The sequence below is a fragment of the Roseateles sp. SL47 genome (assembly GCF_026625885.1).
Lineage (GTDB): Bacteria > Pseudomonadota > Gammaproteobacteria > Burkholderiales > Burkholderiaceae_C > Roseateles.
The window spans coordinates 2,858,069-2,883,759 of record NZ_CP113068.1; the positions used below are offsets into that span (position 1 = coordinate 2,858,069).

Annotated in this window: 21 protein-coding genes; 8 read left to right on the forward strand and 13 right to left on the reverse strand. The window is 66.3% G+C overall.

All coding sequences use genetic code 11. The annotated features are described in order from the left end of the window. Positions 1 to 118: 118 nt before the first annotated feature. Complete coding sequence (locus OU995_RS12515; protein ID WP_267835877.1) at positions 119 to 349, forward strand: hypothetical protein; 231 nt, start codon at positions 119 to 121, stop codon at positions 347 to 349. Positions 350 to 419: 70 nt separating this feature from the next. On the opposite strand, the gene OU995_RS12520 is transcribed toward OU995_RS12515, so the two are convergent. Both OU995_RS12520 and OU995_RS12525 read right to left on the reverse strand, forming a co-directional pair. Then, on the reverse strand, positions 420 to 1,988 hold the full coding sequence (locus tag OU995_RS12520; protein WP_267835878.1) for a sensor histidine kinase: 1,569 nt from the start codon (positions 1,986 to 1,988) through the stop codon (positions 420 to 422). A 62-nt stretch (positions 1,989 to 2,050) separates the two neighbouring features. Next, complete coding sequence (locus OU995_RS12525; RefSeq protein WP_267835879.1) at positions 2,051 to 3,076, reverse strand: GGDEF domain-containing protein; 1,026 nt, start codon at positions 3,074 to 3,076, stop codon at positions 2,051 to 2,053. 353 nt (positions 3,077 to 3,429) lie between these two features. On the opposite strand from OU995_RS12525, the gene OU995_RS12530 reads away from it, so the two are divergent. Beyond that, positions 3,430 to 4,218, forward strand: a complete 789-nt coding sequence (locus OU995_RS12530; RefSeq protein ID WP_267835880.1) for an SDR family oxidoreductase — start codon at positions 3,430 to 3,432, stop codon at positions 4,216 to 4,218. Between the two features lie 19 nt (positions 4,219 to 4,237). After that, positions 4,238 to 5,224 (forward strand): quinone oxidoreductase family protein, encoded by a 987-nt coding sequence (locus OU995_RS12535; protein WP_267835881.1) that lies wholly within the window; start codon positions 4,238 to 4,240, stop codon positions 5,222 to 5,224. Between the two features lie 30 nt (positions 5,225 to 5,254). Here OU995_RS12535 and OU995_RS12540 read toward each other — a convergent pair whose 3' ends face one another. Next, positions 5,255 to 6,961 (reverse strand): hybrid sensor histidine kinase/response regulator, encoded by a 1,707-nt coding sequence (locus OU995_RS12540; RefSeq protein WP_267835882.1) that lies wholly within the window; start codon positions 6,959 to 6,961, stop codon positions 5,255 to 5,257. Between the two features lie 228 nt (positions 6,962 to 7,189). Beyond that, the gene (gene lspA, locus OU995_RS12545; protein ID WP_267835883.1) at positions 7,190 to 7,690 is read right to left on the reverse strand and encodes a signal peptidase II; all 501 of its coding nucleotides are present in this window, start codon (positions 7,688 to 7,690) and stop codon (positions 7,190 to 7,192) included. A 74-nt stretch (positions 7,691 to 7,764) separates the two neighbouring features. On the opposite strand from lspA, the gene OU995_RS12550 reads away from it, so the two are divergent. The 4 genes from OU995_RS12550 (at position 7,765) to OU995_RS12565 (ending at position 12,294) form a co-directional block, all read left to right on the forward strand. Next, positions 7,765 to 9,165 carry a cache domain-containing protein gene (locus tag OU995_RS12550; protein ID WP_267835884.1) on the forward strand — a complete coding sequence of 467 codons (1,401 nt, stop codon included), beginning with the start codon at positions 7,765 to 7,767 and terminating at the stop codon, positions 9,163 to 9,165. Next, entirely contained in the window at positions 9,162 to 9,836 is a 675-nt protein-coding gene (locus tag OU995_RS12555) for a response regulator transcription factor (RefSeq protein WP_267835885.1), read from the forward strand. Before OU995_RS12550 ends, OU995_RS12555 begins: the two co-directional genes overlap by 4 nt. Positions 9,837 to 10,006: 170 nt before the next feature. Further along, entirely contained in the window at positions 10,007 to 12,085 is a 2,079-nt protein-coding gene (locus OU995_RS12560; protein ID WP_267835886.1) for a carbon starvation CstA family protein, read from the forward strand. 2 nt (positions 12,086 to 12,087) lie between these two features. Next, a complete protein-coding gene (locus tag OU995_RS12565) occupies positions 12,088 to 12,294 on the forward strand; it encodes a YbdD/YjiX family protein (RefSeq protein WP_267835887.1) in 207 nt (68 codons plus the stop codon). Between the two features lie 18 nt (positions 12,295 to 12,312). Here OU995_RS12565 and OU995_RS12570 read toward each other — a convergent pair whose 3' ends face one another. The 6 genes from OU995_RS12570 to OU995_RS12595 are packed head-to-tail and all read right to left on the reverse strand — an operon-like array spanning position 12,313 to position 17,884. Continuing rightward, a complete protein-coding gene (locus OU995_RS12570) occupies positions 12,313 to 13,143 on the reverse strand; it encodes a phosphodiesterase (protein WP_267835888.1) in 831 nt (276 codons plus the stop codon). Continuing rightward, positions 13,140 to 14,231, reverse strand: coding sequence for an ABC transporter ATP-binding protein (locus OU995_RS12575; RefSeq protein WP_267835889.1), 1,092 nt, complete (start codon positions 14,229 to 14,231; stop codon positions 13,140 to 13,142). The genes OU995_RS12570 and OU995_RS12575 overlap by 4 nt, the downstream gene beginning before the upstream one ends. After that, entirely contained in the window at positions 14,203 to 15,027 is an 825-nt protein-coding gene (locus OU995_RS12580) for an ABC transporter permease (protein WP_267835890.1), read from the reverse strand. The genes OU995_RS12575 and OU995_RS12580 overlap by 29 nt, the downstream gene beginning before the upstream one ends. After that, positions 15,024 to 15,812, reverse strand: a complete 789-nt coding sequence (locus tag OU995_RS12585; RefSeq protein WP_267835891.1) for an ABC transporter permease subunit — start codon at positions 15,810 to 15,812, stop codon at positions 15,024 to 15,026. Before OU995_RS12585 ends, OU995_RS12580 begins: the two co-directional genes overlap by 4 nt. Positions 15,813 to 15,821: 9 nt before the next feature. Continuing rightward, positions 15,822 to 16,835, reverse strand: coding sequence for an ABC transporter substrate-binding protein (locus OU995_RS12590; RefSeq protein WP_267835893.1), 1,014 nt, complete (start codon positions 16,833 to 16,835; stop codon positions 15,822 to 15,824). Continuing rightward, entirely contained in the window at positions 16,832 to 17,884 is a 1,053-nt protein-coding gene (locus OU995_RS12595; RefSeq protein ID WP_267835894.1) for a LacI family DNA-binding transcriptional regulator, read from the reverse strand. The genes OU995_RS12590 and OU995_RS12595 overlap by 4 nt, the downstream gene beginning before the upstream one ends. Positions 17,885 to 18,212: 328 nt before the next feature. Between OU995_RS12595 and OU995_RS12600 the strand changes: the two genes are divergently transcribed. Continuing rightward, positions 18,213 to 18,965, forward strand: coding sequence for a hydroxypyruvate isomerase family protein (locus tag OU995_RS12600; protein ID WP_324288759.1), 753 nt, complete (start codon positions 18,213 to 18,215; stop codon positions 18,963 to 18,965). A 167-nt stretch (positions 18,966 to 19,132) separates the two neighbouring features. Here the strand turns inward: OU995_RS12600 and ileS are convergent, their stop codons facing one another. From ileS to OU995_RS12615, 3 genes are all read right to left on the reverse strand, one after another. Beyond that, positions 19,133 to 22,003 carry an isoleucine--tRNA ligase gene (gene ileS, locus OU995_RS12605; RefSeq protein WP_267835896.1) on the reverse strand — a complete coding sequence of 957 codons (2,871 nt, stop codon included), beginning with the start codon at positions 22,001 to 22,003 and terminating at the stop codon, positions 19,133 to 19,135. A gap of 133 nt (positions 22,004 to 22,136) precedes the next feature. Next, the gene (locus OU995_RS12610; protein WP_267835897.1) at positions 22,137 to 23,216 is read right to left on the reverse strand and encodes a bifunctional riboflavin kinase/FAD synthetase; all 1,080 of its coding nucleotides are present in this window, start codon (positions 23,214 to 23,216) and stop codon (positions 22,137 to 22,139) included. 376 nt (positions 23,217 to 23,592) lie between these two features. Further along, positions 23,593 to 25,476, reverse strand: coding sequence for an ATP-binding protein (locus OU995_RS12615; protein WP_267835898.1), 1,884 nt, complete (start codon positions 25,474 to 25,476; stop codon positions 23,593 to 23,595). Between the last annotated feature and the right edge of the window lie 215 nt (positions 25,477 to 25,691).

Genomic DNA, 25,691 nt, shown 5'->3' on the forward strand with positions numbered 1-25,691 from the left:
TGAACTTGCTGAGGCTGAATGAGATTGGTCGGTGGGTGTCCCTCAGCCTCGTGTCAGCAAGCCCGTCAAGAATGGCCTGCAAACAATCATTGCTCATTCATCAGGAGACTCAGACACCATGTGGAAACTCGTCCTTGGATTCATCGTTTTTGCCGGTCTGGCGCTGTTTGTGCTGATGCGCAGCGGCGGCAATATCGACATGACGGGTGAGAAGCATGACGTCACCGGTGGCCACGCAGAGACGTCCGCCAGCGCCGCGCCCTTGAGTGCTTCCGCTTCGGATGCGGCCTCCGCCGCGATGGCAGCCGCGTCGGCCGCTGTGCCTGCAGCGTCGGGCGCATCGCAATAAAACCGGGGCGCGGCAGCCAGTCGCGGTGGGAGGCCAACCGCTCACCGCGCGCTGACCGCAGCGCATCGGCTCATTCGCTCCGCGCCAGGTCCTCCCCATGCGCCCGTAGCGGTGCCTGCACCGGCAGACGCATCTGCATACGGGTGCCTTCGCCGTTCTGGCTTACCACCTCGATCTGACCGCCCAGCACATTCGTCACGATGTTGTGCACGATGTGCATGCCCAGCCCCGACCCGCCCTTGCCCAACTTGGTGGTGAAGAACGGGTCGTAGATGCGCCGCACGACCGACGGGTCCATGCCCCGCCCATCGTCCTGCACCAGCAGTTCCACTTCCTGGTCGTTGATGCGGGCGCAGCGCACCAGCACCTGCCCGTGGTCGCGCCCTTCGAAGGCATGCACCAGCGTGTTCATCAGCAAATTGGTCAGCACCTGTCCGAGCGCACCCGGGTAGCTGCTCATGCGCAGCGAGGTTTCGAGTTCTGTGCGGATGCGGTAGGGCGTGTGTTTGAAGCTGGGCTCCACCATCACCAGCACGTCCTCCACCACCTGCGCCAGTTCAAACTCGCGTCGGGTGTCGCTGGTCTGGTCGATGGCGACCTGTTTGAAGTCCCGCACCAGGTCCGCCGCCTTCTGCACATTGCGATGCAGGATGTCCTGGCCACGGCGCGTGTCCTTGACCAGATCTTCCAACTGGCTGCGCCGCATCGGCGTGTTGTCGGAGAGCATGCGGTCCAGCTTGTTCCAGCGGTCTTCCAGGGCGGACACCACCGTCAGCGCATTGCCCAGTGGCGTGTTCAGCTCATGGGCCACGCCCGCGACCAAGCGCCCCAAGGACGCGAGTTTTTCCGATTCCACCAGCTCCCGCTGCGCCGTCTTGAGATTGGCCAGGGCCTGCGTCACTTCCGCGTTGGCCTCGGTCAACTCATAGGTGCGCTGTGCCACCTGTTCCTCCAAGGTGGAGGCATGGCCGCGCAGGTCGTCAAAGGCCTTGAGCAGGGCCAAACGCATGCGCTCCATGGCCTTGCCCACGCGGGCAATCTCGTCTTCACCCCCCAGTTCCAGAGGCTTGTCCAGCTGGCCCACCGCCAGTTCATCGGCCGCGTGGGACAGCCGGGCCATCGGATGCAGCACCCGTCGCTGCAGCACCACCAGAATCAGCCCCAGCGACAGCGTCAGGGTCAGCAGGCTGCGCCACAGCATGTTCCATAGCTCCAGCCGTTTGCGCGCGATCAGCGGCTCTGCGCTCATCACCACCGTCAGCTTGGCAATCTCCCGCCCATCCCGCAGGACGGATCGGGTGTCGCTCAGGGTCAGCCGTTCATCGCCGCCAGCCCGATGGAATTCGATGAAGGCCTGCTGAGCGGCGGTCTCCGTCACCGATACCGAGACAAAGCGCGGGTCATCCACCTGCGCTTTCACCATCGGCTCGGCCAGATCCGGCGACACCTGCCAGATGGGTTCCGCCAGGGACAGCGCCAGCACCTCCGTCGCCCGGTTCAGATCCCGCCGAAGGTCTTCCATCACCGTCTGTCGGCTGAGTTGCTGCTCATACAGCAGCACGGCGGCAGTGGGCAGCAGCAGGCCCACCAGCAGAGCCAGCATCACGGCATTGCGCAGCGAGCGTCGGATCAGTGACACAACAGCCTTCCAGTGCAGAAAGGGTGGATGGGCTTGATTATGACGACGCGGGCCGCTGCCGCTCATGCGGCGAAACGCTCATCCGCCGACAGCACCGTCACCCGGTTGCGGCCCTGGGCCCGCGATGCCGACAAGGCCTGATGTGCCCGCATCACGAAATCCCGGGCCGATTCTTCCCGCCCCAGTTGCGTCACCCCCACGGAGAGGCTGATGCGGTGGCTGTCATCCGGGCGCACCTGCGCGGCCCCGTGGCGCCATTGCTCGGCCACCTGATGTGCTTCATGCAGGCCGGCATCCGGCAACAGCAGCGCAAACGCATGCTCTTCCAGGCGTACCGCCACATGATGGCTCTGGGCCACGCTGCGCACCGCCGTGGCCACCTGATGCACCACATCCTCCAACTGCGTGTTGTTCAACTGCTGGCGCAGCGTCCCGAAATCATCAATGTCCCCCAGCACCAGGCAGGGGGCCACCGGCGTGCCCGCGTCCGGGCTGCGCAGGCAGCCGGCCAGGGCCTTCTCGAAGGCGCGGCGGTTGCCCAGACCGGTCAACGGGTCCAGCAGCGCTTCGCTGCGGGCCCGCTGCACCTCCTGGCGCAGGCGGGCCACTTCCTCGCGACTCAAGGCCAGCCGCGCCATCAGGCCACCAATGGCCGACTGCATGTCCTGTGTGCCTTGCAGCGCCGCCGCCAGCACCTGGGTGTGCTGCCCCGGGGCGGCATGGGCCAGGGCGTCCAGCCAACGCTGCAGCGCGCCCGCATAGTGATGCACTTGCTGGTCGGCCCGCTCGGCGCAGTCCGTTACGCCCCCCAGCACGTCCCCCACCTCGCGGGAGAGATGCAGCGCGCGGTCCTCATCCAGCTCGGCGATATAGCGCCTGTAGAGCGACCAGGTCTGTGCCTCGTCCAGGCTGCAGCCCTCCTTGGTGAGCGTGAGCAACTCGCGGCTCAGGGCCGCATTCATGTTGACCACATGCTCGTACCACACCGCGTAACTCACCGGATGCAGCGCCGCACGCTGGCGCGACATCAACGGCAACGCGGTCCGCAGCGCCTGTGCGCTGGCGGCGATGCTTTCTGTGTACCTCATCACCAGGTTCCCTCTCGCAGGGGAGTCTGATCCGGCTCTTCGGCCAGTGGCTCCCGTCGTTCTTGTCTGCCGGCCTCTACGGATGGGTGCTCGTGTGTTGCTGAGCGGTACTGGGCCGGTCAGGGGATGATCGACCTGTAACGAATCGTCTTGAGACTATTTTGGGCAAGGTGCTCAGGCATTCGTAACAACTGTGCAGTATTCACGCTGGAGGGGACAAGCCAGGGGACAGGCCAGGGCGGCGTTTTTGCCACAGGGCGGTGGAACGCGCGCAGCGCCCACCCATGCGCCCGAAGCCCATAGGCTTTTTCCGTCTCCCCGATACTGACGCGCAAGCAACGCAGGAGAACAAGATGGATTTGGGACTCTCGGGCCGCTGGGCCCTGGTGTGTGCAGCTTCCAAGGGGCTGGGGGCTGGTTGTGCCGAAGCCCTGGTGGCCGAAGGCGTCAACATCGTGATCACGGCCCGTGGGGAAGAGGCGCTGCAGGCGCAGGCTGCCCGTCTGCGCGGGCGCCACCCGCAGGTGCAGGTGGTGGCCGTGGTGGGCGACATCACCACCGAGGAAGGTCGCGTCGCGGCGCTGAAGGCCTGTCCGCAGGTGGACATTCTGGTGAACAACGCGGGCGGCCCGCCGCCGGGGGATTTCCGGCAGTGGGGGCGGGAGCAATGGCTGTCCGCGCTGGAGGCCAACATGCTCACACCGATCGAGCTGATCAAGGCCACGGTGGACGGCATGGCCGAGCGAGGCTTTGGCCGCATCGTCAACATCACGTCGGGCGCGGTGAAGGCCCCCATCGATGTGCTGGGCCTCTCCAACGGCGCCCGCAGCGGACTGACCGGTTTTGTGGCCGGGCTGGCCCGTCAGCCGCAACTGGCCAGCCGCAACGTCACCCTCAACAACCTGCTGCCCGGCGCCTTTGACACGGAACGCCTGCAGAAGACGCTGGCGGCCGGCGCCGACAAGTCGGGTCAGCCGCTGGAAAAGGTGCGGGATGCCCGCATGGGTCACATCCCGGCCCGCCGCTTTGGCAGCGCCGCAGAATTCGGTGCCGTGTGCGCCATGATCTGCAGCGCCCACGCCGGTTACCTGACGGGCCAGAACATCCTGCTGGATGGCGGGGCCTACCCAGGGACGTTCTGATCATCCACAGGAGAAACCCATGAGTGAACGCGCCATACGTCTGAACCAGGCCGGAGGGCCGGAAGTGATGCAGGTGCATTCGGTGGAGGTGGGCGACCCGGGCCCGGGTGAGATCCGCCTGCGGCAGAAGGCCGCCGGACTGAACTTCATCGACATCTACCAGCGCAGCGGTGTCTACAACATCCCCATGCCTTCCGGCCTGGGCATGGAAGGCGCCGGTATCGTGGAGGCGGTGGGGGAGGGGGTGACCCATCTCCGTGCGGGCGACCGTGTGGCCTACGCCAGCCAGCCGATCGGCGCTTATGCCTCCGCCCGGGTGATGCCGGCGCGATGCGTGGTCCGGCTGCCAGACAGCCTGAGCTTCGAGCAGGGCGCGGCGATGATGCTCAAGGGGCTCACGGTGCAGTACCTGCTGCGCAAGACGCAGCCGCAGGGCGGGCTTCAGGCCGGCGACCATGTGCTGTTCCATGCCGCCGCCGGTGGTGTGGGCCTGATCGCCTGCCAGTGGGCCAAGGCCCTGGGCCTGAAGCTGATTGCCACGGCGGGCAGCGATGCCAAGTGCGAACTGGCGTTGAAGCATGGTGCCGCCGTGGCCATCAACTACCAGCGCGACAACTTTGCCGAGCAGGTCAAGGCGTTGACCGGTGGCGAAGGCGTCAAGGTCGTTTACGACTCGGTCGGCGCCAGCACCTTTGAAGGTTCTTTGGCCTGCCTGCGCACCTTTGGCCTGATGGTGAGCTTTGGCAATGCCTCGGGCATGGTGCCCCCGGTGGCCATCACCGCGCTGTCGGCCAAGGGCCTGTACCTGACACGTCCGTCGCTGTTCCAGCATCTCAGCTCGCGCGAAGCCACCCAGGCAATGGCCGACGACCTGTTCCAGGTGGTGGGCAGCGGACAGGTGAAGATCGACGTGGAGCAGCGCTATGCGCTGGAGGATGTGCAGCAGGCCCACCGCGAGATGGAAAGCCGCAACACCACGGGGGCTGGTGTGTTGCTGCTGGACTGAGGGCAGGACTGAGGGCTTGGCCCAGCGGCCTCAGGCCGTCTGCTGACGCCCCAGCAGCACCGGCGGCACGTCGTCGAAATCGGCGGCCACGGTGTCCGCCGCGAGCGGATCTTCCACCGCCGACGGCGGCGTGCTGATGCGGGTCATGCCTACGGTGGTCGGCAGTTCATCCAGGCTGGCCGGCACTGTGGCGGCCATGCCGTCGCTGTCGGTGTCCGCATCGGACTCCTCCACGGGCAGGTCGACGGTTTCGGTGCGAACCACCTCGTCCAGCACCACGGGCTGGGCCAGTCGGACTTCAAAGCTGAAGCAGGACCCGGCGCCCTGCTGGCTTTCCACCTGCACCTCGCCCCCCATCAACTCCACCAGGCGCTTGACGATGGTCAGGCCCAGGCCGGTGCCGCCGTAGCGGCGGGTGATGCTGCCATCTGCCTGGGTGAAGGGGCTGAAGATCTGGGCGATCTGCTCCGGCGTCATGCCGATGCCGGTGTCATGCACGGCGATGCGCAGCCGCAGCGGGCCGCCCAGGCCGCCCTCGCTGGACGCGGCCCGTTCGATCTCCACCCGGACTTCGCCCTTCTCGGTGAACTTGAGGGCATTGCCCACCAGGTTCACCAGGATCTGACGCAGCCGCAGGGCATCACCCAGCAGATGCTGCGGCACACCGGGCTGGATGCGGGCGTGCAGCTGCAGGCCCTTTTCATGGGCCTGCAGTAGCAGCGGATGCAGGGCTTCACGCAGGCAGTCGTGCAGGCTGAACGGGGCCTGGTCGATGATGACCCGGCCGGCTTCAATCTTGGCAATGTCCAGCAGGTCATTGATGATGACCATCAGGCCCTTGGCCGAGCTGTGGGCCAGCTCAATGAACTTGCGCTGGCGCTCATTCAACTCGGTCTGCAGCACCAGCTCGGTCAGGCCCAGCACACCGTTCATCGGGGTGCGGATCTCATGGCTCATGTTGGCCAGGAAGGAACTCTTGGCCTGGCTCGCGGCCTCCGCCGCTTCACGCGCTGCTTCCAGCTGCGCCTGGGTGGCCTTGAAGTCGCTGATGTCGCGGGCATTGAGCTGCAGCACCACCTCGCCGCTCACCGGGTCCCGCATGGGGCGGGCATCCACCGCATGCCAACGGCGTCCGTTGGCCGTGTGCAGTTCCAGCTCGGCGCCGAAGGTCTGCCCACCACGCACCTGCGTCACGATACGGCGCGCCAGGTCAGGGTCGGGGAACATCGCGCTGAAGTCGGTCGCGCCAATCGTCTTGCGCAGGCCGTTGAAGCACATGGCCGCGGCCGGGTTGCGCATCAGCACACTGCCGTCTCTCAGGGAGAACACCGCGATCCGCACGGATGTGTGCTGCAGCGCTTCCACGCCGCGCAGCAGGCTCTTGTCCACGCCGCTCACCAGCGAATCGGCAGCAAACAGCATCACCTGGCGCTTGTCCGGGGTCCGGATGCCGCGCGAGACCAGCATCACCGTGCTGGGCTGGCCTTTGGGGTAGAGCGTCCACTGCTCCCGCACCACCTTGTTCTGGGCATGGTCGGCAGCGGCCACCGCCAGGCGTTGAACCACGGCCGGGCTGGTGTCGGTGAGATCGCGGGAGAGGAATTCTTCGGCGCTGTCGGCGCGCCAGAAACTCAATGCGGCGGCATTCGCCCACAGGTTGCGAAGGCGCTCCTGGTCGTAGACCCACATTGGCACGTCGAGCCAGTCGTAGTGAGTCAGACAAGAGAAATCAAGCATGGGAGCGGAGGGGTTGGAGCCGCACGGTTACATTCGGTCGCAGTCATTGTCGCCGCGCCTGACCCCCAGTGCATCAGGCTCGATGCCTATTCCGTCACGTCGCCGCCTCCGCTGATCTCGAGTGTGGTGAACAGTGCGACGCCCGTCACAGCGCGGTCCTCGCACGCTGCCGATATGACAGGGCGTTTTTAGCTTCTTTGTCAGATCAGCAGCATTGTTGCCGCGCGCTCAGTGGCGCTTGACCCGCCGCAATTCGTCCCACACCAGCAGGATGGCCCCGACGGTGATGGCGCTGTCCGCCACATTGAAGGAAGGGTAGTACCACTGGTTCCAATGGAACTGCAGGAAGTCCACCACGTAGCCATGCAGCAAGCGGTCCACCACATTGCCGACGGCACCGCCCAGAATGAGGCTGAGCGCGGTGGCAAACAGGGTTTGATGGCCATGGCGGCGCAGCAGCCAGACGATGAAGATGGTGGCGGCCACGCCCAGGGCCACAAAGAACCAGCGCTGCCAGCCGGAGGCTCCGGCCAGGAAGCTGAAGGCCGCGCCGGTGTTGTGCGCACGGACCAGGTTGAAGAAGCTGGTGACGTAGCGGCTGTCCCCGTACTGGAAGGAGTTGAGCACCAGCACCTTGGTGAACTGGTCCGCAACGATGATCAGCAGGGCCAGGCCCAGCCATTGGATCAGCCGGGCAGAGGAGGGGGCAGCGGACGAAGACTTGGCCATGGTGGAATGGGGGCGAAACCCGCAACTGTATACCGCCTGCGCAGGGGCCGTGCTGCGGCTACAGTGCGGCTGCCATGAGACTGCGCCTGAAAATCCTGCTGCTTGCCATCCTGCCCCTGGTGGCCTCGCTGCTGCTGATCGCGGTGGCGGTGCGCCAACAGGAGCGGCAACTGCTGGCGCAGGAGCATGCGGCCATGGAACGCACCTATATGGATGCCCGCCGTGACGAGCTGCGCCACTATGTGGAGCTGGCGGTGAGCACGCTGCAGCCGCTGTATGGCCATGACGGCGGCCCCGACCAGGTGGAGGCGGACAAGCGTGAGGCGCTGCGCCTGCTCTCGGCGCTGGATTACGGGGAAGATGGCTACTTCTTTGTCTACGACCTGCAGGGCCGGGTGCTGATGCATTCCCGGCAGCCGGAACTGGTCGGGCGCAATCTGTGGGAGCTGCGGGACCCGCTGGGGCGGCCCACCATCCAGCAACTGATCGGCCAGGCACGCTCCGGGGGAGGATATGTGGAATACCTCTGGCGCAAGCCATCGTCGAAGGACATGGCGCCCAAGCTCGGTTATGTGGTCGCCATGGATCGCTGGGGCTGGATGGTCGGCACCGGTCTCTATCTGGACGGCATGCGGGCCACGCTTCGGCGACTGGACCGGGAAGCCCAGGCCAACATCGCCCAGACGATGTGGTGGATTGCGGCCATCGCCGTGTTTGGGGTGGCCCTGATCAGCGCCAGCGCCCTGGCACTGAATCTGAGTGAGCATCGCCTGGCCGAAGCCAAGCTGCGGGCGCTGGCGCATCAGGTGGTGCGCTCGCAGGAGGACGAGCGGGCGCATCTGTCCCGCGAACTGCATGACGGGGTCAGCCAGACCCTGGTGTCCACCAAGTTGCTGATTGAAAGCGCGCAGCAGAGCGGCGACACGGCGCTGCTGCCCCGCGCTCTGGAGCGGCTCAATCACAGCCTGGTGGAGGTGCGACGGCTGTCCCACCATCTGCGTCCGGCGCTGCTGGACACGCTGGGCCTGGCGGCCGCGCTGGAACATCTGGCGCGGGAGCTGGACGAAGCCGGCCCCCCCCAGGTGGACCTGCATGTGGTGGGCGCGGCGCGGGAACTGCCGGAGCTGCTCAACACTGTGCTCTTCCGTGTGGCCCAGGAGGCGCTGACCAATGTCGTCAAGCATGCGGCCGCAAGCCGGGTGGAGATGACGCTGGACTTCCAGCCGGGGCCGGAGCGCTCCGAGGCGGGCGGCGTGCTGCTGCGCATCCAGGACGACGGCGCCGGTTTCGACCTGGTGGCCGCCGAACGGGGCGACCCGCACCAGGGCATTGGCCTGCGCAACATGCGCGAGCGCATGGCCTCGGTGGGAGGCAGCCTGGAGCTGCAATCCAGCCCCGGCCACGGCACCCAGGTCGAGGCCTGGATGAGCGAGGCTGCGATCCGCCGTCTGGCGCGCGAGAATCCGGGGCCATGACGTCTCTTGCTGCCGCTTCCGACCTGTCGCCTCCGGGGGGGGCGGTCCGCATCCTGCTGGTGGATGACCATCCGCTGGTGCGGGAGGGGGTGCGCTCGCGTCTGCAGGGGGAGGCCCGCTATCGGGTGGTGGGCGAAGCCGGGTCGGCGGAGGAGGCCATGGTGATGCTGGTCTCCACCCAGCCGCAGGTGGTGCTGCTGGACGTGGGCCTGCGCGGCCACAGCGGCATCCAGCTGGCGCAAACCATGCTGGAGCGGCAGGGCGACCTGCGGGTGCTCATGTACAGCATGTACGACAACCCCGAATACGTGCAGCGCGCCTTGCAGGCCGGCGCGCGGGGATATGTGCTGAAGGATGCCCCGGCGGGGGAGATCGTCGCGGCCATCGATGCGGTGGCGGCCGGCGGTACTTTCCTGAGCCCGGGCGTGTCGCGGCGCATGTTCCGCAACCAGCAGCCGCGGCCGCTGCTGTCCCCGCGTGAAAGCGAGATCCTCACCGCGCTCGGCCGGGGCGAATCCAGCAAGCAGATCGCCAAGGCGCTGGACCTGTCGGTCCGCACGGTGGAAACCCATCGCCAGAACATCAAGCGCAAGCTGGAACTGGAAGGCCAGGCGGACCTGATCCGCTACGCCGTGGAACACGCCCGCGGCCTGCATCGGGACGACCGCTAGCGGCGCGCGTCTCCAGCGTCCACGCCCATCCGGGTTAGTCCCTACGTGGTCCTACGCCGGTGAGCTAGTCCAAGAGACGGATGTATGCGGGAGGGTTGGCACCGAAACTGCCCGGTTGGCATACAGCGTGCGGACCACCCTCCAACGGCCGCACTCAATAAGGAGACATCATGTCCAATTGGAGTCGCCACCTCGCCTGGGCGGGCGTGGCCGTTCTCGGGGCCGTTGCACTGGCCACCGTTGCGCTGGCGCGCGGCGAGGCGGTCAGTGCCCTGTGGGTCGTTGTGGCCGCCTTGTGCGTCTATCTCATCGGCTACCGCTACTACAGCCTGTTCCTGGCGACCAAAGTGCTGGGCCTGGACCCCACGCGCCAGACCCCCGCCTGGAAGCACAACGACGGGCTGGACTATGTGCCCACCCACCGCTATGTGCTGTATGGCCACCACTTCGCCGCGATTGCCGGCGCGGGCCCGCTGGTGGGGCCGGTGCTGGCCGCGCAGATGGGCTATCTGCCCGGGCTGCTCTGGATACTGGCCGGTGTGATCTTTGCCGGTGCCGTGCAGGACTTCATCGTGCTGTTCATCTCCACCCGTCGCGATGGTCGCTCGCTGGGCGACCTGGTGAAGCAGGAGATGGGCACGGTGCCGGGTGTGATTGCGCTGTTTGGCGCCTTCATGATCATGATCATCATCCTGGCGGTGCTGGCCCTGATCGTGGTGAAGGCTTTGGCCGATTCCCCGTGGGGCACCTTCACCGTGGCGGCCACGATTCCGGTGGCGCTGTTCATGGGGGTGTACCTGCGCTACATCCGTCCGGGCCGCATCGGTGAGGTGTCGATCATCGGCTTCGTGATGCTGATGTTGGCCATCATGGGCGGCCAATGGGTGCATGAGAGCCCCACCTGGGCGCCGCTGTTCACCTACGACGGCAAGGCCCTCACCTGGATGCTGATCGGTTATGGGTTCATTGCCGCGTCCATCCCGGTCTGGCTGCTGCTGGCGCCGCGTGACTATCTCTCCACCTTCCTGAAGATCGGCACCATCATTGCGCTGGCCATCGGCATTGTGGTGGTGGCGCCGCCGCTGCAGATGCCGGCCTTCACCCGCTTTGCGGAAGGCAATGGCCCGGTGTGGGCGGGCAATCTGTTTCCCTTCCTGTTCATCACCATCGCCTGCGGCGCCGTGTCCGGCTTCCATGCGCTGATCGCTTCCGGCACCACGCCGAAGATGCTGGACAACGAGGTCAATGCCCGCTTCATTGGCTATGGCGGCATGCTGGCCGAATCCTTCGTGGCGGTGATGGCGCTGGTGGCGGCCTCCTGCATTGAGCCTGGGGTGTACTTCGCCATGAACAGCCCGGCGGCGCTGGTGGGCAAGACCCCTGACGCGGTGGCGGCCACCTTGTCCACCTGGGGCTTTGTCATTACGCCGGAGATGCTGGTGCAGACCGCCAAGGACGTGGGTGAAAACACCATCCTGGCCCGTGCCGGTGGCGCCCCGACGCTGGCCGTGGGCATGGCGCACATCCTGCATCAGGTGGTGGGCGGCAAGGCGATGATGGCCTTCTGGTACCACTTCGCGATTCTGTTTGAGGCGTTGTTCATCCTGACGGCGGTGGATGCGGGCACCCGTGCGGGCCGCTTCATGCTGCAGGACCTGCTGGGCACGTTTGTGCCAGCGCTGAAGCGCACGGACTCGCTGCCGGCCAACCTCATTGCCACGGGCTTGTGTGTGGCGGCCTGGGGCTACTTCCTGTATCAAGGGGTGGTGGATCCGCTGGGCGGCATCAACACGCTGTGGCCGCTGTTCGGCATTGCCAACCAGATGCTGGCGGCGGTGGCGCTGCTGCTGGGCACGGTGGTGCTGTTCAAGATGAAGAAGGACCGCTATGCGTGGACCACCATCCTGCCCGCAGGCTGGCTGCTGGTGTGCACGATGACGGCCGGCTGGCTGAAGATTTTCAGCACGGATCCCAAGGTGGGCTTCCTGGCCCATGCGCAGAAGTATGCGGACTCGCTCGCGGCCGGCCAGGTGCTGGCCCCGGCGAAGAGCCTGGAGGCGATGGAGCGGGTGATCTTCAATGACCGGCTGGATGCGGCGCTGTGCGGCGTGTTCATGTTCGTGGTGCTGAGCGTGCTGGTCTACAGCGTGAAGTCCGTCCTGGCCGCGCGCGCCGAACGTCGCCCGACGGTGCATGAAACGCCGTATGAGCCGCTGCCGCCGGGTGCGACGGCCGGTGGCCACGCCTGATCATGCTGAAGCAGGCCGCTGCTCAACTGCTGCAGGCCGGGCGCTACATGGCGCGCGGTGTGCATCAGCAGATGGTGGGCGCCGACTATGGCGCCTACCTGGCCCACATGGCGCGCACCCATCCGGACCAGGCACCGTTGAACTATGAAGACTTCTTCCGGCAGCGGCAGGAGGCGAGGTTCAATAGTGGGACGGGGCGGTGCTGCTGAATCGGCCCGGGCCAGGCCTCAATCAATCAGCTTGCCACCGTCGTGAAAGCGATGAGGACCGTCGAAACGGCCCACAGCAGCCACATGCGTCACCATACGGCCCGGACCGTTCCAGGCATGCAGGTGGAAGCCGGGCGGTTCCAAGATCCACGCCGATTCGGCTTCGGGCGCCAGATCCAGGCAAACCTGGTGGGCGGGGCTCGGCGCCGTGGACACCACGGTGCCACCGATCCGGCTGTATATCGTGCGGTGCAGGTGCCCGCAGACCACCCGCTCGACCGTCGGATGACCTGCCAGGATCTCGGCCAGCCCGTCGGCGCCTTCCAGCAGCCCAATGCGGTCCATGTGGCCGATCAGCGTTTCAAACGGCGGGTGGTGCATGGCGATCACCACGGATTCGCCGCGGTGCTGGTCCAGTACATCGGCCAGCCACTGCAGGCGCTTTGTGCAAAGACGGCCGTGCGGGGCGCCGGTTTCCACGGTGTCCAGTGCCACTAGCCTCAGGCCATGCTCACCCAGGCTCACGCTGTACTGCACGAACTCACCATCGCCCAGATACGCATGCGTCTTGAAGCTGCGCCTGAGCTGCGCACGTTCATCGTGATTGCCTGGCAACAGGAACAGCGGCATCGACAAGGGTGCAAGCAGGCCCGCCAGGTGCTCGTACTCGACATCACGGCCGAAGTCTGTGAGGTCACCGGTCAGTACCACCGCGTCCGGGCCTTGGGGCAGGGCATTGATGGCCTGAACGGCCGCGCGCAGGTAGGGGGCGGTATCCAGGCGCCCATAGGCCAGCCGCCCCGGCTCGCGGATGTGCAGGTCGGTCAGCTGTGCAAGCAAGGTCTTCATGCGCTGTCTTTCAGGGCGGCCGCCATCAGGCGAGCGGGGTCGATGCTGATGTAGACCGTATCACCGGCGGCTGCGGAGCAGTCGCGCGGCTGGTCGGAGACGATGGCTTCGTCCTGCCCGGTCACTGACAGTCGCAGGTGAACACGGTCCCCCAGGAACGTGCGTTGCAGTACCCGCGCCGCACCCCAGGCCGCACGGTGCGCCTGCTCTGTCGCCATCACGTGAACGTTCACGTCTTCCGGTCGAACCAGGACGGTTTCACGGCCGGCCAGGACCGCAGGACAGCGCAGTTCGATGCCCCCCAGTGGCAGGGCACCCTGGCGGTCGGTGCGCAACCGGTTCACGCGGCCCAGGAACTCGGCAACAAAGGGGTGGCCCGGCTGTCGGTAGAGGTCTTCGCCTCTGCCGACCTGCATGATGCGTCCTGCCTGCATCACGGCAAGCCGGTCCGCAATGGCCAGTGCCTCGCTTTGATCATGCGTGACATGCACGGCCGTGATGTGCAAATCACGAAGCAGTTGCGCGAGCTCATCGCGCAAGGTCTCTTTCAGTTTGGCGTCCAGCGCGGTCAGCGGCTCGTCCAGCAACAGCACGCGAGGTCGCACCGCCAGCGCCCGCGCCAGAGCCACGCGTTGCCGCTGTCCCCCAGACAGCTGTGCTGGACGACGCAGCTCCAGCCCACCCAGGCGAACCAGGTCGATGACCTCACCCACGCGCTGTCGGATCCTGTCCGGCGAAATGCCACGCACACGCAGTCCGTAGCCGATGTTGGCTTCCACCGTCATCTGTGGAAAGAGGGCATAGTGCTGGAACACCATGCCCACCGCACGCTGCTCGATCGGCCGCAAGGTGACGTCGTCATCGTTGAAGACGATGCGTCCGCCACGGTCGGGATGGACCAGCCCGGCGATCACACGCAGCAGCGTGGTCTTGCCGCAGCCCGACGGGCCCAGCAACGCAAGCACCTCGCCAGGTTCCACGATCAACGTGGTGGGGTGCAGCGCCTGTGCTCCACCGGGGAAGGTCTTGGCACAGTCGACGATCTCGATGCGCGTGCGTTCAGCGGCGAGTGCCTGGGGTTGTTCCATGTGTGTTCTCGATCCAGCGGGCCAGTGTTTGCATGGCCCAAAGGATGGGCAGGATGACGATGAAGAAGACCAGCGTATAGGCCGAGCCGATCTCGATGCGCATGGAGGCATAACTGTCTGCCAGGCCCACCGGCAAGGTTCGCGTGAGCGGCGTATGCAGCATCCAGGTGAGATTGAACTCGCCCACCGACAGCGTGAAGACCATCAGGCTGCCGGCGACGATGGACGGGGCCACTGCGGGGACCAGGACGCCCAGGAATCGTTGCAGGAAGCTGGCGCCGAGTGAGCGCGCGGCTTCGTCCAGGGATTGCAGTTCGTCGCGGGCGAAGGCCGCCGACACCGTGCGGACCATGAAGGGCAGTGTGAACACCACGTGGCCGGCGAGGATGAAAGCGAAGCTCTGGCGGAAGCCGCGGACCTGACCATAGGCCAGGATCAAGGCGAGCGCGCTGGCCAGCCCCGGCACGGCCACCGGCAGCGTGAGCAGTTCCTCGAAGCAGCGTGAGGCCCACGTCCGGCTGCGCGCCAGTGCCCAGGCGCAAGGCACACCCACCAGCAGCCCCACCACCACGCAAGCCAGCGCCAGCAGCACCGACCGCCAGGCGGTGGCGCCGTAGAGTTCCCACACCTCCTCGATCCAACGCGTGGTCAAGCCGCTGGCCAAGCCTTGGTTGAAGTTGTTGGTCAGCCCGGCGGTGACGGACACCACCATGGGAAGCACGGTGAATAGCGTCACCGCCACTGTGATGGCCAACAGAATCGTGGTGTCGACCCGGCCGTGTTGCGCCGACTTCATGCACGACCTCCCATGCCGGAATCGGCGAACCGGCGCGCAATGAACAGCACTGCCCAGGTCATCAGCCCCAGCGCGATGGACAGCGAAGCCGCCAGCGCGAAGTTGGCGTAGTTGGTGAACTCGTTGTAAATGGTGATGGGCAGCACCTCAAAGCGACTGGCCAAGGTGAAAGCAGTGCCGAAGGCTCCCATGGCCGTGGCAAAGAGGATGGCGCCGACGGCCAGCGCCGTCGGCTGGAGGGCCGGCCACCAGACGTCACGCACGATGTGCCAGCGCCGTGCTCCCAGCGAGCGCGCGGCTTCTTCCAACTCGTGCTCCATGCGCTCGGCCACGGCGGTGAACGAGGCGATGGCGCGTGGCAGCGAGAAGTACATGTAGCCCAGGAACAAGCCGGTGAGGCCATAAGCGAAAGTGATGCGCTCGCCGAGCACTGCGTCGGTGACGCTGGCGAAGGGGCCTTGCCGGCCCCCGATCAGAATCACGAAAAATCCGACGATGACACCCGGGAAGGACAAGGGCAGGGTCAGCACGGCCAGCAGCAGTCGGCGCCCGGCGAACGAGCGCCGACCCAGGTACAGCCCCACGGCCGCCGCCGTCGCCAGCGACGCGAGCGTCACGGCCAACGACAACAGCGTGGTCTGCAGGAGGCTTTGCAGGTATCGCGGTTCGGTGAGGACCACGAAGTACGTGGCCGCACCCTTGCTGGCCGGCAGCAGCAACAGCCGCGCCACGGGCAGCAGCCAGAAGGCCGCGAACACCACAGCCGCAGGGGCAACACACAACATCAGGACCACTTACTGTGCCTCGCGCAGGTAGCGTTCGGAGAAGGCCTTCTGCACCTCGGCCATGCGGCCGTAGTCGACCGTGCGGGCACGGGCGTACTCGCTGGCTGGCAGGAAGCGCGCCTGCGCCTCCTTGCTGATGGCCGACATGCGCACTGGCCGCAGGAAGGCGTTGGCCCAGATCGCCTGGCCTTCATTGGAGAGAATGAAGTCCATCACCTTGTGCGCGTTGGCTGCATTCGGGCCTTTGGCGACGGCGCTGATCACGTAGGGCACGGTGATGGTGCCCTCAGCCGGAATCACGAATTCGACATTGGCCTTGTCCTTGTATTTGGCACGGTAGGCGTTGAAGTCATAGTCGAGCAGGATGGCGATCTCGCCCGACAGCACCCGCGCATAGGACGTCTGCTTCGGAACGATGGGGTCGTTCTTCTTCAGCGCCTTGAACCATTCGATGGCGGGGCCGAAGTTGTCCAGGCTGCCGCCACGCGCGTTGTTCACGGCCACCGCGCCGACGTAGCCCACAAACGCCGAGGCCGGGTCGAGGTAGCCCACCAGGCCCTTGTACTCGGGCTTGAGCAGGTCGGCCCAGGAGCGCGGCACCGGCTTGCCCCTCAACGCATCGACATTCACCATGAAGCCCAGGGTGCCGGAGTGGATGCTGAACCAGTGTCCTTCGGGATCCTTCAGGCCATCGGGGATCTCGGCCCAGCCGGTGGGCTTGTAGGCGGCCGTGACGCCATCCTTCTTGGCCTGGACGCCGAAGGTCACGCCGTAGTAGGCCATATCGGCCACGGGGCTGCCCTTCTCGGCAACCAGTTGTGCCAGCGTCTGGCCCGAGTTTTTATTGTCCGGAGGTACGGTGATGCCGGTCTTGTCCTTGATGGCGCGCAGCTGACTGGCCCAGTCGGCCCACTCGGGCGGGCAGTTGTAGCAGATGGCGGTCTGCGCCATGGCGCTGGCGCCGGCCAGCAGCCCGAAGGCGACTGCAGCCGCCTGAAGAAGTCGAGAGGGGAAGCGTTTCATGAGGAGGTCCTTCTTGGCTGTGCTTGGCAAATGGCAGAAGACGGCATGCGGGCTGCGGCGATCGATTCGCCCTCCCGAAAGTGAAGGTCCAGCGTGAGGCTGTTGTGGGGGGCCAGCGGCACCGTGCCGGTGAGCGCCTGCACCAGAAGTTCAACGCTGCGCCGGCCGATTTCGGCATTGGGTTGCACGATGGTCGATAGGGCAGGCGTGAGCGCTTCGCCAATGCCGATGCCGTCGAAGCCGACCACCGACAGGTCTTTGGGGACTTGCAGCCCGACCAGGTTCGCGGCCCGCATGCATTGGATGGCCAGCAGGTCGTTCGAACACACCACGGCCGTTGGTGCCTGCGGCATGACCTGGCTGGCGGCCAGGCACTCGGCCATGCGCTCGGTGGCGCCTTCCATGAAAGGTACTTCCAGAAGCTGCGGCTTCAAGCCGGCGGCAGCCATCCCTTCCACGTACCCCTGGTGGCGCTGCTGGGCGCGGTCGGAGGACGCCAGGGCGCCGCTGACCATCAGGATGTGCCGGTGTCCGAGCGCGTACAGCCGTGCCACGACGGAGGTCACCGCCGCGCAGCCATTGACCGAGACGCAGGGGTGACGCGCATGGCGGTTGTAGACCAGCACATACGGCGACTTCGTTGATCGAAGCCGGGTGAGGACCGTCGACCTCGCGGCATTGGCGACGCACAGAATCAGCGCATCGACCCCTCGCGCCAGCAGCAGATTGGCGGCATGCGCTTCATGCGCCACCTTGTAGTCGGTCGTGAACGGCACGATGGAATAGCCGGCCGCGGAGGCGGTCTGTGCGATGCCCTGCAGGCATTCGGCGAACACCGGGTTCAACAAGGTCGGCAGGACCACGCCAAGCGCCCGCGTCCGTTGGGTTCGAAGCGAACGTGCGCTGACGTTGGGGCGATACCCCAGTGCGGCTGCAGCGGCCTCCACGCGTTCACGCAGCTCAGGCCGGACGGTGTCAGGCGCATTAAACACGCGAGACACGGTCGCCTGTGACACGCCGGCCTGGTTGGAGACGTCGCGAATGGTCATGAATGGCGGATGGGAAGTGCGGATGGGAAGTGTTGAAAATCCTGAAATCGATTTCAGCTTACGCGGGGCTCATGACGACGACGTGACGGCCCGGTCACGGCAGTTGCGCGCGGAGCCGTGCTTGGCTGTGTTGAAGGAATGGCCTGCTGGCGAACGGAGCGCGGAGCGCGGTGCTGGCGGCTGCTGCGCCGCCGCGCACGGCCTCCAACGAACAGCCGTCGGGCTTATCCTCACAGAGTGGCACCTCCACCCCGTCAGCCCCACCGTCATGCCGAAATTCGCAGCAAACATCTCCTGGCTTTATCCAGATATCCCCTTCCTGGACCGGATGGCTGCCGCTGCCAGGGACGGATTTCAGGCCGTGGAATGCACCTTCCCCTACGACCGGCCCCTGCGGGTGCTGCAAGACCGCCTGAATGAAGCGCTGGTGCCCATGGTGCTGCTGAATGCGCCCTGTGGAGACTGGGCCGCAGGGGAGCGCGGGCTGGCTGCGCTGGAGGACCGAGAAGCCGACTTCCGCAGCGCCATCCACCAGGCGGCCGATTGGGCACAGGCCCTTCGATGCCCGCGGGTCCACGTGCTGGCAGGACGCCTGCACGATGGCGCTGACCTGGCCCGCGCCTGGCGTCTGTATGAAGAGCGCCTGCACTGGGCGCTGGAAGCCACCGCCGACAGCGGCCTGACCCTGATGATCGAGCCGATCAACCACCGCGACATGCCGGGTTACCTGCTCAGCCGTCAGGCGCAGGCCCATGCCCTGGTGCAGCGGCTCGGTGCCGACCGCCTGCAGGTGCAGATGGATCTCTACCACTGCCAACTCACCGAGGGCGATGTGCTGGCGCAGGTCCGCACCTGGCTACCCACCGGCAGGGTGGGGCACTTTCAAGTGGCGGGGGTTCCCGACCGTGGCGAGCCGGATGTGGGCGAACTGCCGGTGCCGGCCGTGTTCGATCTGATCGACGAGATCAGTCAAGACACCGGCTGGGACGGCTGGATCGGGTGTGAATACCGCCCAAGGCAGACGGAAGCGTCCGGCGGCACCACCGCCGGATTGGGTTGGTTACGTCGCTGGCAGACTTGACGCCGAAGCCGAAGCCGAAGCCGAAGCCGAAGCCGAAGCCGAAGCCGAAGCCGAAGCCGAAGCCGAAGCCGAAGCCGAAGCCGAAGCCGAAGCCGAAGCCGAAGCCGAAGCCGAAGCCGAAGCCGAAGCCGAAGCCGAAGCCGAAGCCCGGCCCGGCCCGGCCCGGCTCAAGCCACCCGACGCGTCTCGCCTTCCCCGTACAGATTGCTCTCGCAACGGCCGCACAGCGTCGGATGGGCCGGGTTCACGCCCACATCCTCGCGGTAGTGCCAGCAGCGTTCGCACTTCTGATGGGTGGACGGCGTGACCGTCACCGTCAGCGTGTCCGCCGGCACCACGGAAGCGGCCGAGGTGATCAACACGAACTTGAGGTCGTCGCCCAGGCTTTGCAGCAGGGCCAGGTCCTCCGCAGGAACGCCCAGCGTCACTTCCGCCTGCAGCGAAGCGCCGATGGCCCCGGTGGTGCGCACTTCCTCGATCGCCTTGTTCACCGCATCCCGGATTTCGTGGATGCGATTCCACTTGGTGATCAGCTCGGTGGCCGGCGCATCGAACTGCCAGTAAGTCTCGGTGAAGATGGTTTCACCCGCAGCCTTCTGCGCAAACACCTTCCACGCTTCTTCAGCGGTGAAGCTGAGGAATGGCGCCATCCAGCGCAGCATGGCGTTGGTGATGTGCCAGAGTGCCGTCTGTGCTGACCGGCGGGCCAGGCTGTCCGGTGCGGTGGTGTAGAGACGGTCCTTCAGCACGTCCAGGTAGAACGCGCCCAGGTCTTCGGAGCAATACACCTGCAGCTTGGCCACCACCGGATGGAACTCGTAGCGCTGGTAATGCGCCAGGATGTCTTCCTGGAACTGCGCGGCACGGGCCAGCGCATAACGGTCGGCTTCCAGCAGCTGATCCAAGGGCACGGCATGGCGAGCCGCATCGAAGTCCGACACGTTGGCCAGCAGGAAGCGCAGCGTGTTGCGGATGCGGCGATAGCCGTCCACCACCCGGTCCAGGATCTTCTTGTCGCCGGCGATGTCACCGGAATAGTCGGAGGCGGCCACCCACAGGCGGATGATTTCCGCGCCCAGCTGCTTGCTGGTTTCCTGCGGATCCACACCATTCCCGAGCGACTTGCTCATCTTGCGACCCTTGCTGTCCACGGTGAAGCCGTGGGTCAGCAGGCCCTTGTAGGGCGCGCGGTCGTTGAGGGCACAGGAGATCAGCAGCGACGAGTGGAACCAGCCCCGATGCTGGTCGTGGCCTTCCAGGTAGAGATCGGCTTCCGGGCCGGTCTCATGGGCCGCGCCGGCATGGCTGCCCTTGAGTACGTGCTGGAAGGTGGAGCCGGAATCAAACCACACGTCCAGGATGTCCTGGCCCTTGGTGTAGGCCTCGGCCTCGGCGCCCAGCCATTCCGCCGGATCCAGCTTGGACCAGGCCTCGACGCCACCGGCTTCCACCAGTTGCGCCGCACGCTCGATGAATTCCAGCGTGCGGGGATGCGGCTGGCCGCTGTCCTTGTGCAGGAAGATGGGCAGCGGCACACCCCAGCTGCGCTGGCGCGAGATGCACCAGTCCGGCCGGCCGGCGATCATGTCGTGCAGGCGCGCACGGCCGTTCTCCGGGTAGAAGCTGGTCACGTCGATGGCGTCCAGCGCCAGTTGGCGCAGGGTCTTGGGCGCCTTGTCGACGGAGAACACACCTTCGCCCTCGTCCATGCGCACAAACCATTGGGCTGCCGCGCGGTAGATCACCGGCGACTTGTGGCGCCAGCAATGCGGATAGCTGTGGGTGATCTTGCTGTGGGCCATCAGGCGGCCGGCGTTCTGCAGTGCTTCTGCAATCACCGGGTTGGCCTTCCAGATGTGCTGGCCGCCGAAGAGCGGCAGCTCGGCTTCATACACCCCGTTGCCCTGCACCGGGTTCAGGATGTCCTTGAAGGCCATGCCGTGGGCGATGCAGGAGTTGAAGTCGTCCAGACCATAGGCAGGTGCGGAGTGCACCACACCGGTACCGTCGTCAGCCGTGGCGTAGTCGGCCAGATAGACCGGGCTTTCGCGGTCGAAGCCCGGATGCACATGGGCCAGCGGATGCTTGAACTTCAGCAGTTCCAACTGACGGCCCTGGGTGACCGCCACCACCTGGCCTTCGATGCCCCAACGCGCCAGGCACTTCTCCACCAGCGCCTCGGCCACCACGAAATAGCCGCGCTCGGTGTTCACCAATGCGTAGGGTAGTTCGGGGTTGAGGTTCAGCGCCTGGTTGGCCGGGATGGTCCAGGGGGTGGTCGTCCAGATGACGGTGAAGGCCTCCTTGTCCAGCGAGGGCAGGCCGAACGCGGCCGCCAGCTTCTGCGGCTCGGCGCTCAGGAAGGCCACGTCCACGGCGGGGGACTGCTTGTCCGCATATTCGATTTCAAACTCGGCCAGCGACGAGCCGCAATCGAAGCACCAGTAGACCGGCTTCAGGCCCCGGTAAACGAAGCCGCGTTCGAACAGGCGCTTGAGCACCCGGATCTCGCCCGCTTCGTTCTTGAAGTCCATGGTGCGGTAGGGATGGTCCCAGTCACCCAGCACGCCCAGGCGCTTGAAGTCACTGCGCTGCTGGTCGATCTGCTCGGTGGCATAGGCGCGGCTCTTGGCCTGCACCTCGTCACGAGGCAGGCCGCGGCCATAGGTCTTCTCGATCTGGTTCTCGATCGGCAGGCCGTGGCAGTCCCAGCCGGGAATGTAGGCGGCGTCAAAGCCTTCCAGCTGGCGCGCCTTGACGATCATGTCTTTCAGGATCTTGTTGACTGCATGGCCCATGTGGATCTGGCCGTTGGCATAGGGTGGGCCGTCATGCAGAACAAACTTGGGCTTGCCGCAGCGGGCGTCGCGCAGCGTCTTGTAGATGCCCTGGTCTTCCCATTCCTTCACCCAGCCCGGCTCGCGCTTGGGCAGGTCACCGCGCATCGGGAAGGCGGTGTCCGGCAGGTTGAGGGTGGCGCGATAGTCAGTCGGGCTGGCTTGGGAACCGGAGGGGGAGGCGTCAGCAGCGTCGGTCATAGGTGTGCGTGGCAATCAGGGGCGGCGCCTGGGGGCGCCGTGGAGTCGGGGAGGCGCGGCCGGAACATCGGTGTGCGCGCAAGCGGGTGTGTGGCAGGCACCTGCAGGGGCAGGCCCGCGCGGACACAGCGGGTCAAATTCGGTCGCGCGTGGTCTGGCGGCGCACCGCAGCATGGGTGCTCGCCGGGTCGGCGACATCGGTGCTCGCCTGTTGGGCGAAAAAGGCGCGCGCCTGACGGACGTCCTCCCAAATCGCGGCGGTGAGGGCGTCCAGCCCGTCGAAACGGGCTTCGTCACGCAGTTTATGCAGCAGTTCCACGCGCACGAGTTTACCGTAGGCCTCGGTGGGCCCCAGCCGCTCGGCCAGTTCGGCCGGCCAGTCCAGCGCATGGACCTCCAGCAGCACCCGGCCAGCATCTTCCACCGTGGGCCGCACGCCCAGGGAAGCCACACCATCCAGCGGTCGGCCCTCCGGGTGTTCCAGGCCCTGCACCCGCACCGCAAAAATGCCGTGGGCAGCCGGTTTGTCATGGCTGAAGCGCAGATTCAGGGTGCGGAAGCCGTCCTGGGCGCCGGGCCGTGATTCGGCCAGTTGCCGACCCAGCTTCTGGCCATGGATCACATGCCCGGAGATGGAGTAGGGGCGGCCCAGCAGACGCGCCGCGCCGTCCAGATCGCCGCGCTGAAGCGCTTCCCGCACGGCGGAGCTGGACACCCGCAGGCCGTGTACTTCATAACTCATCATGCGGGCGACATCAAAACCGAGGCGCTGTCCGGCGGCATCCAGCGTGGCGTAGTCGCCCTGGCGCTTGGCGCCGAAGCGGAAGTCGTCCCCCACCAGCACGTAACGGGCGCCAAGGCCGTCCACCAGCACCTGCTGGATGAAGGACTGGGCCGGCAGGCTGGCCAGGGCTTCATCAAATCGCAGCACCACCACCTGGTCCACGCCGCAGCGTTCCAGCTCGGAGAGTTTGTCCCGCAGGGTCGCGATGCGGGCCGGCGCCAGCTCTGGCCGGCCCATCTTGTGGGCAAAGAAGTCCCGCGGGTGCGGTTCGAAGGTCAGCACGCAGGTGGGGAGCCCCCGGTGGCGCGCCTCCGACTGCAACAGCGCCAGCATGGCCTGATGGCCGCGATGGACGCCGTCGAAATTGCCGATGGTCAACGCGCACTGCGGCGCGATGCCCGGATGATGGAAGCCACGAAACACCTGCATGGGGCGTCATTATCTGCCGGGGCGGACCTCCCCGGGGCGGCTGGGGGGAGTGCTGAGGAACGCGCAGGGGCCCAGAGCGGCCGAAATGGGCAGAAAGGGCCCTCTCAACGGGGGCCGGAACGGAGGCCGGAACGTGGACCGGGGGAGGCAGAAGGAAGCGCCGGCATGCAAGGGCCAGCATGCAAGGGCCGGCAAGGAAGTGCCGACGAGGAAGGGCCGAAAAGGAAGTGCCGGCAAGCACGGGCCGAAAAGGAAGTGCCGGCAAGCACGGGCCGAAAAGGAAGTGCCGGCAAGCACGGGCCGAAAAGGAAGTGCCGGCAAGCACGGGCCGAAACCAGGCTGGTCCAGGCCGCTGCAAGACGGCCGGGCCTGCGGCTCAGGCTGCCTTGGCGGATGGGGCCGCTGGCGCGGCCGGTCCCGACGACGAGGACGACGACGAGGACGAAACGGATGCGGCAGACGGAACGGCCGTCGCGAGGGCGAGATATCGCTGCACAAGGCCCACCAGGTCTTCCATTTCAAACGGCTTAAGCAGGAAGTCGTCCATGCCGGCCGAGGTGCAGCGCTCGCGGTCGCCGTTGATGGCGCTGGCGGTGAGTGCCACCACCGGCGTGCGCGCCAGCCGGCGACGGGCTTCCTCTTCGCGCCAGGCGCGTGTGGCACTGAAGCCATCCATTTCCGGCATCTGGCAGTCCATCAGGACCAGATCGAACCGCTGGCTGCGCAAATGCTCCAGCGCCTCCCGTCCATGCTCGGCGGTGACGACCTCCAGGCCGCACTGCTGCAGCATGGTGGTGGCCACCAGCAGGTTCACCATGCTGTCGTCCACCAGCAGCACCCGGCCGGAGAGCTGCGGCGGTGCCATGGCAGCGCGAGCGGGCGCAGGCTCCGGCAAGGCGGACAGCTCGCAGGGCTGTAGCGGCAGGCTGAACTCGAAGACCGACCCCTGGCCGGGGGTGGACGAGCAGCGCAGGTCCCCGCCCATGGCCCGGGCCAACTCGCGGGCAATCGTCAAACCCAGACCGGTCCCGTCGTGACGGCGCACCTTCTGGGCCACCACCTGCTCGAACGGCGCAAAGATGCGCTCCAGCTGGTCGGCCGGAATGCCTTCACCGGAGTCCCGCACCGCACAGCGCACCAAGGCACCGGCGCGCATGTCCAGCACGGTAGACACCTCCACGCTGACCGCACCCTGGTCGGTGAACTTGATGGCATTGCCGACGAGGTTGTGAAGGATCTGCTGGATGCGTGAGGCATCGCCCATCAGCCGGGCGGGCAGGGCGTCGGCCACCTGCCATTCAAACCGCAGCCCCTTGGCGCGTGCGGTCTCGCCGAGCAGCCGGCAGACATCACCGACCACCTCCCGCATGTCCACCGGATGGGCATCCACCACCAGCTTGCCGGATTCGATGCGGGCCAGGTCCAGGATGTCGTTGACCAGGCTCAGCAGGTGCCGGCCCGAGCGCCGCACGATGTCCACCTGCTGACGCTGCTGGTCCGACAGATCCCCGGTCTCCAGCAGTTGTGCCATGCCCAGAATGCCGTTGAGCGGTGTGCGGATTTCATGGCTCATCACGGCCACGAAGCGGCTTTTGCTGCTGCTGGTTTCTTCGGCCGCATGCAGGGCCAACTGGCTCTGCTGAGCCAGATGGGCCTGCTCGAACCGCAGGCGCAGCAGCTCCAGCGTGCGCGACTCCACCCGGCGGGATTCCAGCGTCATCAGCAGCCAGAACGTCACCAGCGCACCGGCGCTCAGCCACCCCACCGTTCCCCCTTGCAGGCTCAGCCGCACGATCAGCGGCGCCAGCACCAACGAGGAAAACAGCGCCTGTGCGCGGGTCCAGGAACTCAAAGTGACCTGCGTAAAGGCGGCCAGCCCCACCAGGATGGTCATGACGGCGCCGTCAATTTCCGGCAGGTTGGGCGTGGCGAACATCGCGCCCACCAGGCCCCAGGCCAGGCCGTCCAGCAGCAGGGCGGACAGATAACGCCGCTCCCAGCGGGGCAGTTCACGCAGTTGCACGGGGGCGCGCAAAAAGCGGCGGGCCTCCAGGCCCCGCCAAGCCGAGATGGCCCAGCGTGCCGCCAACCAGCACAACAGTTCGGCGGGGTCCAGGTGGTGCCACAGCAGCACCACGGGCAGCACGCTGAACAAGGCGCCCACGGCGGCGGGCAGCTTCACCAGGGATTGCAGTGCTGACAAGCGCTCCGCCCGGACCTCCAGGGCCACGGGCGTGTCGCCGTCTTCCGGCCCGGACATGTTCAAGCTGTTTCCCATTCGACTCGGTTGTAGATGGAGACAACCGCGTGGCCGTTGATCGGCGACTTGTACGTTGTTTCTACCCAAGTCTGACACCAGATGCAGTCGGTAACTTCCCTCGACGCGTGGCCCAGGCGCACCGTTCTGGCCTGCTTGTGCGAATGCCGCGCGAATGACGGCGCGTTGTTGATGACCCGCGTGTGAACCTCGGTTGT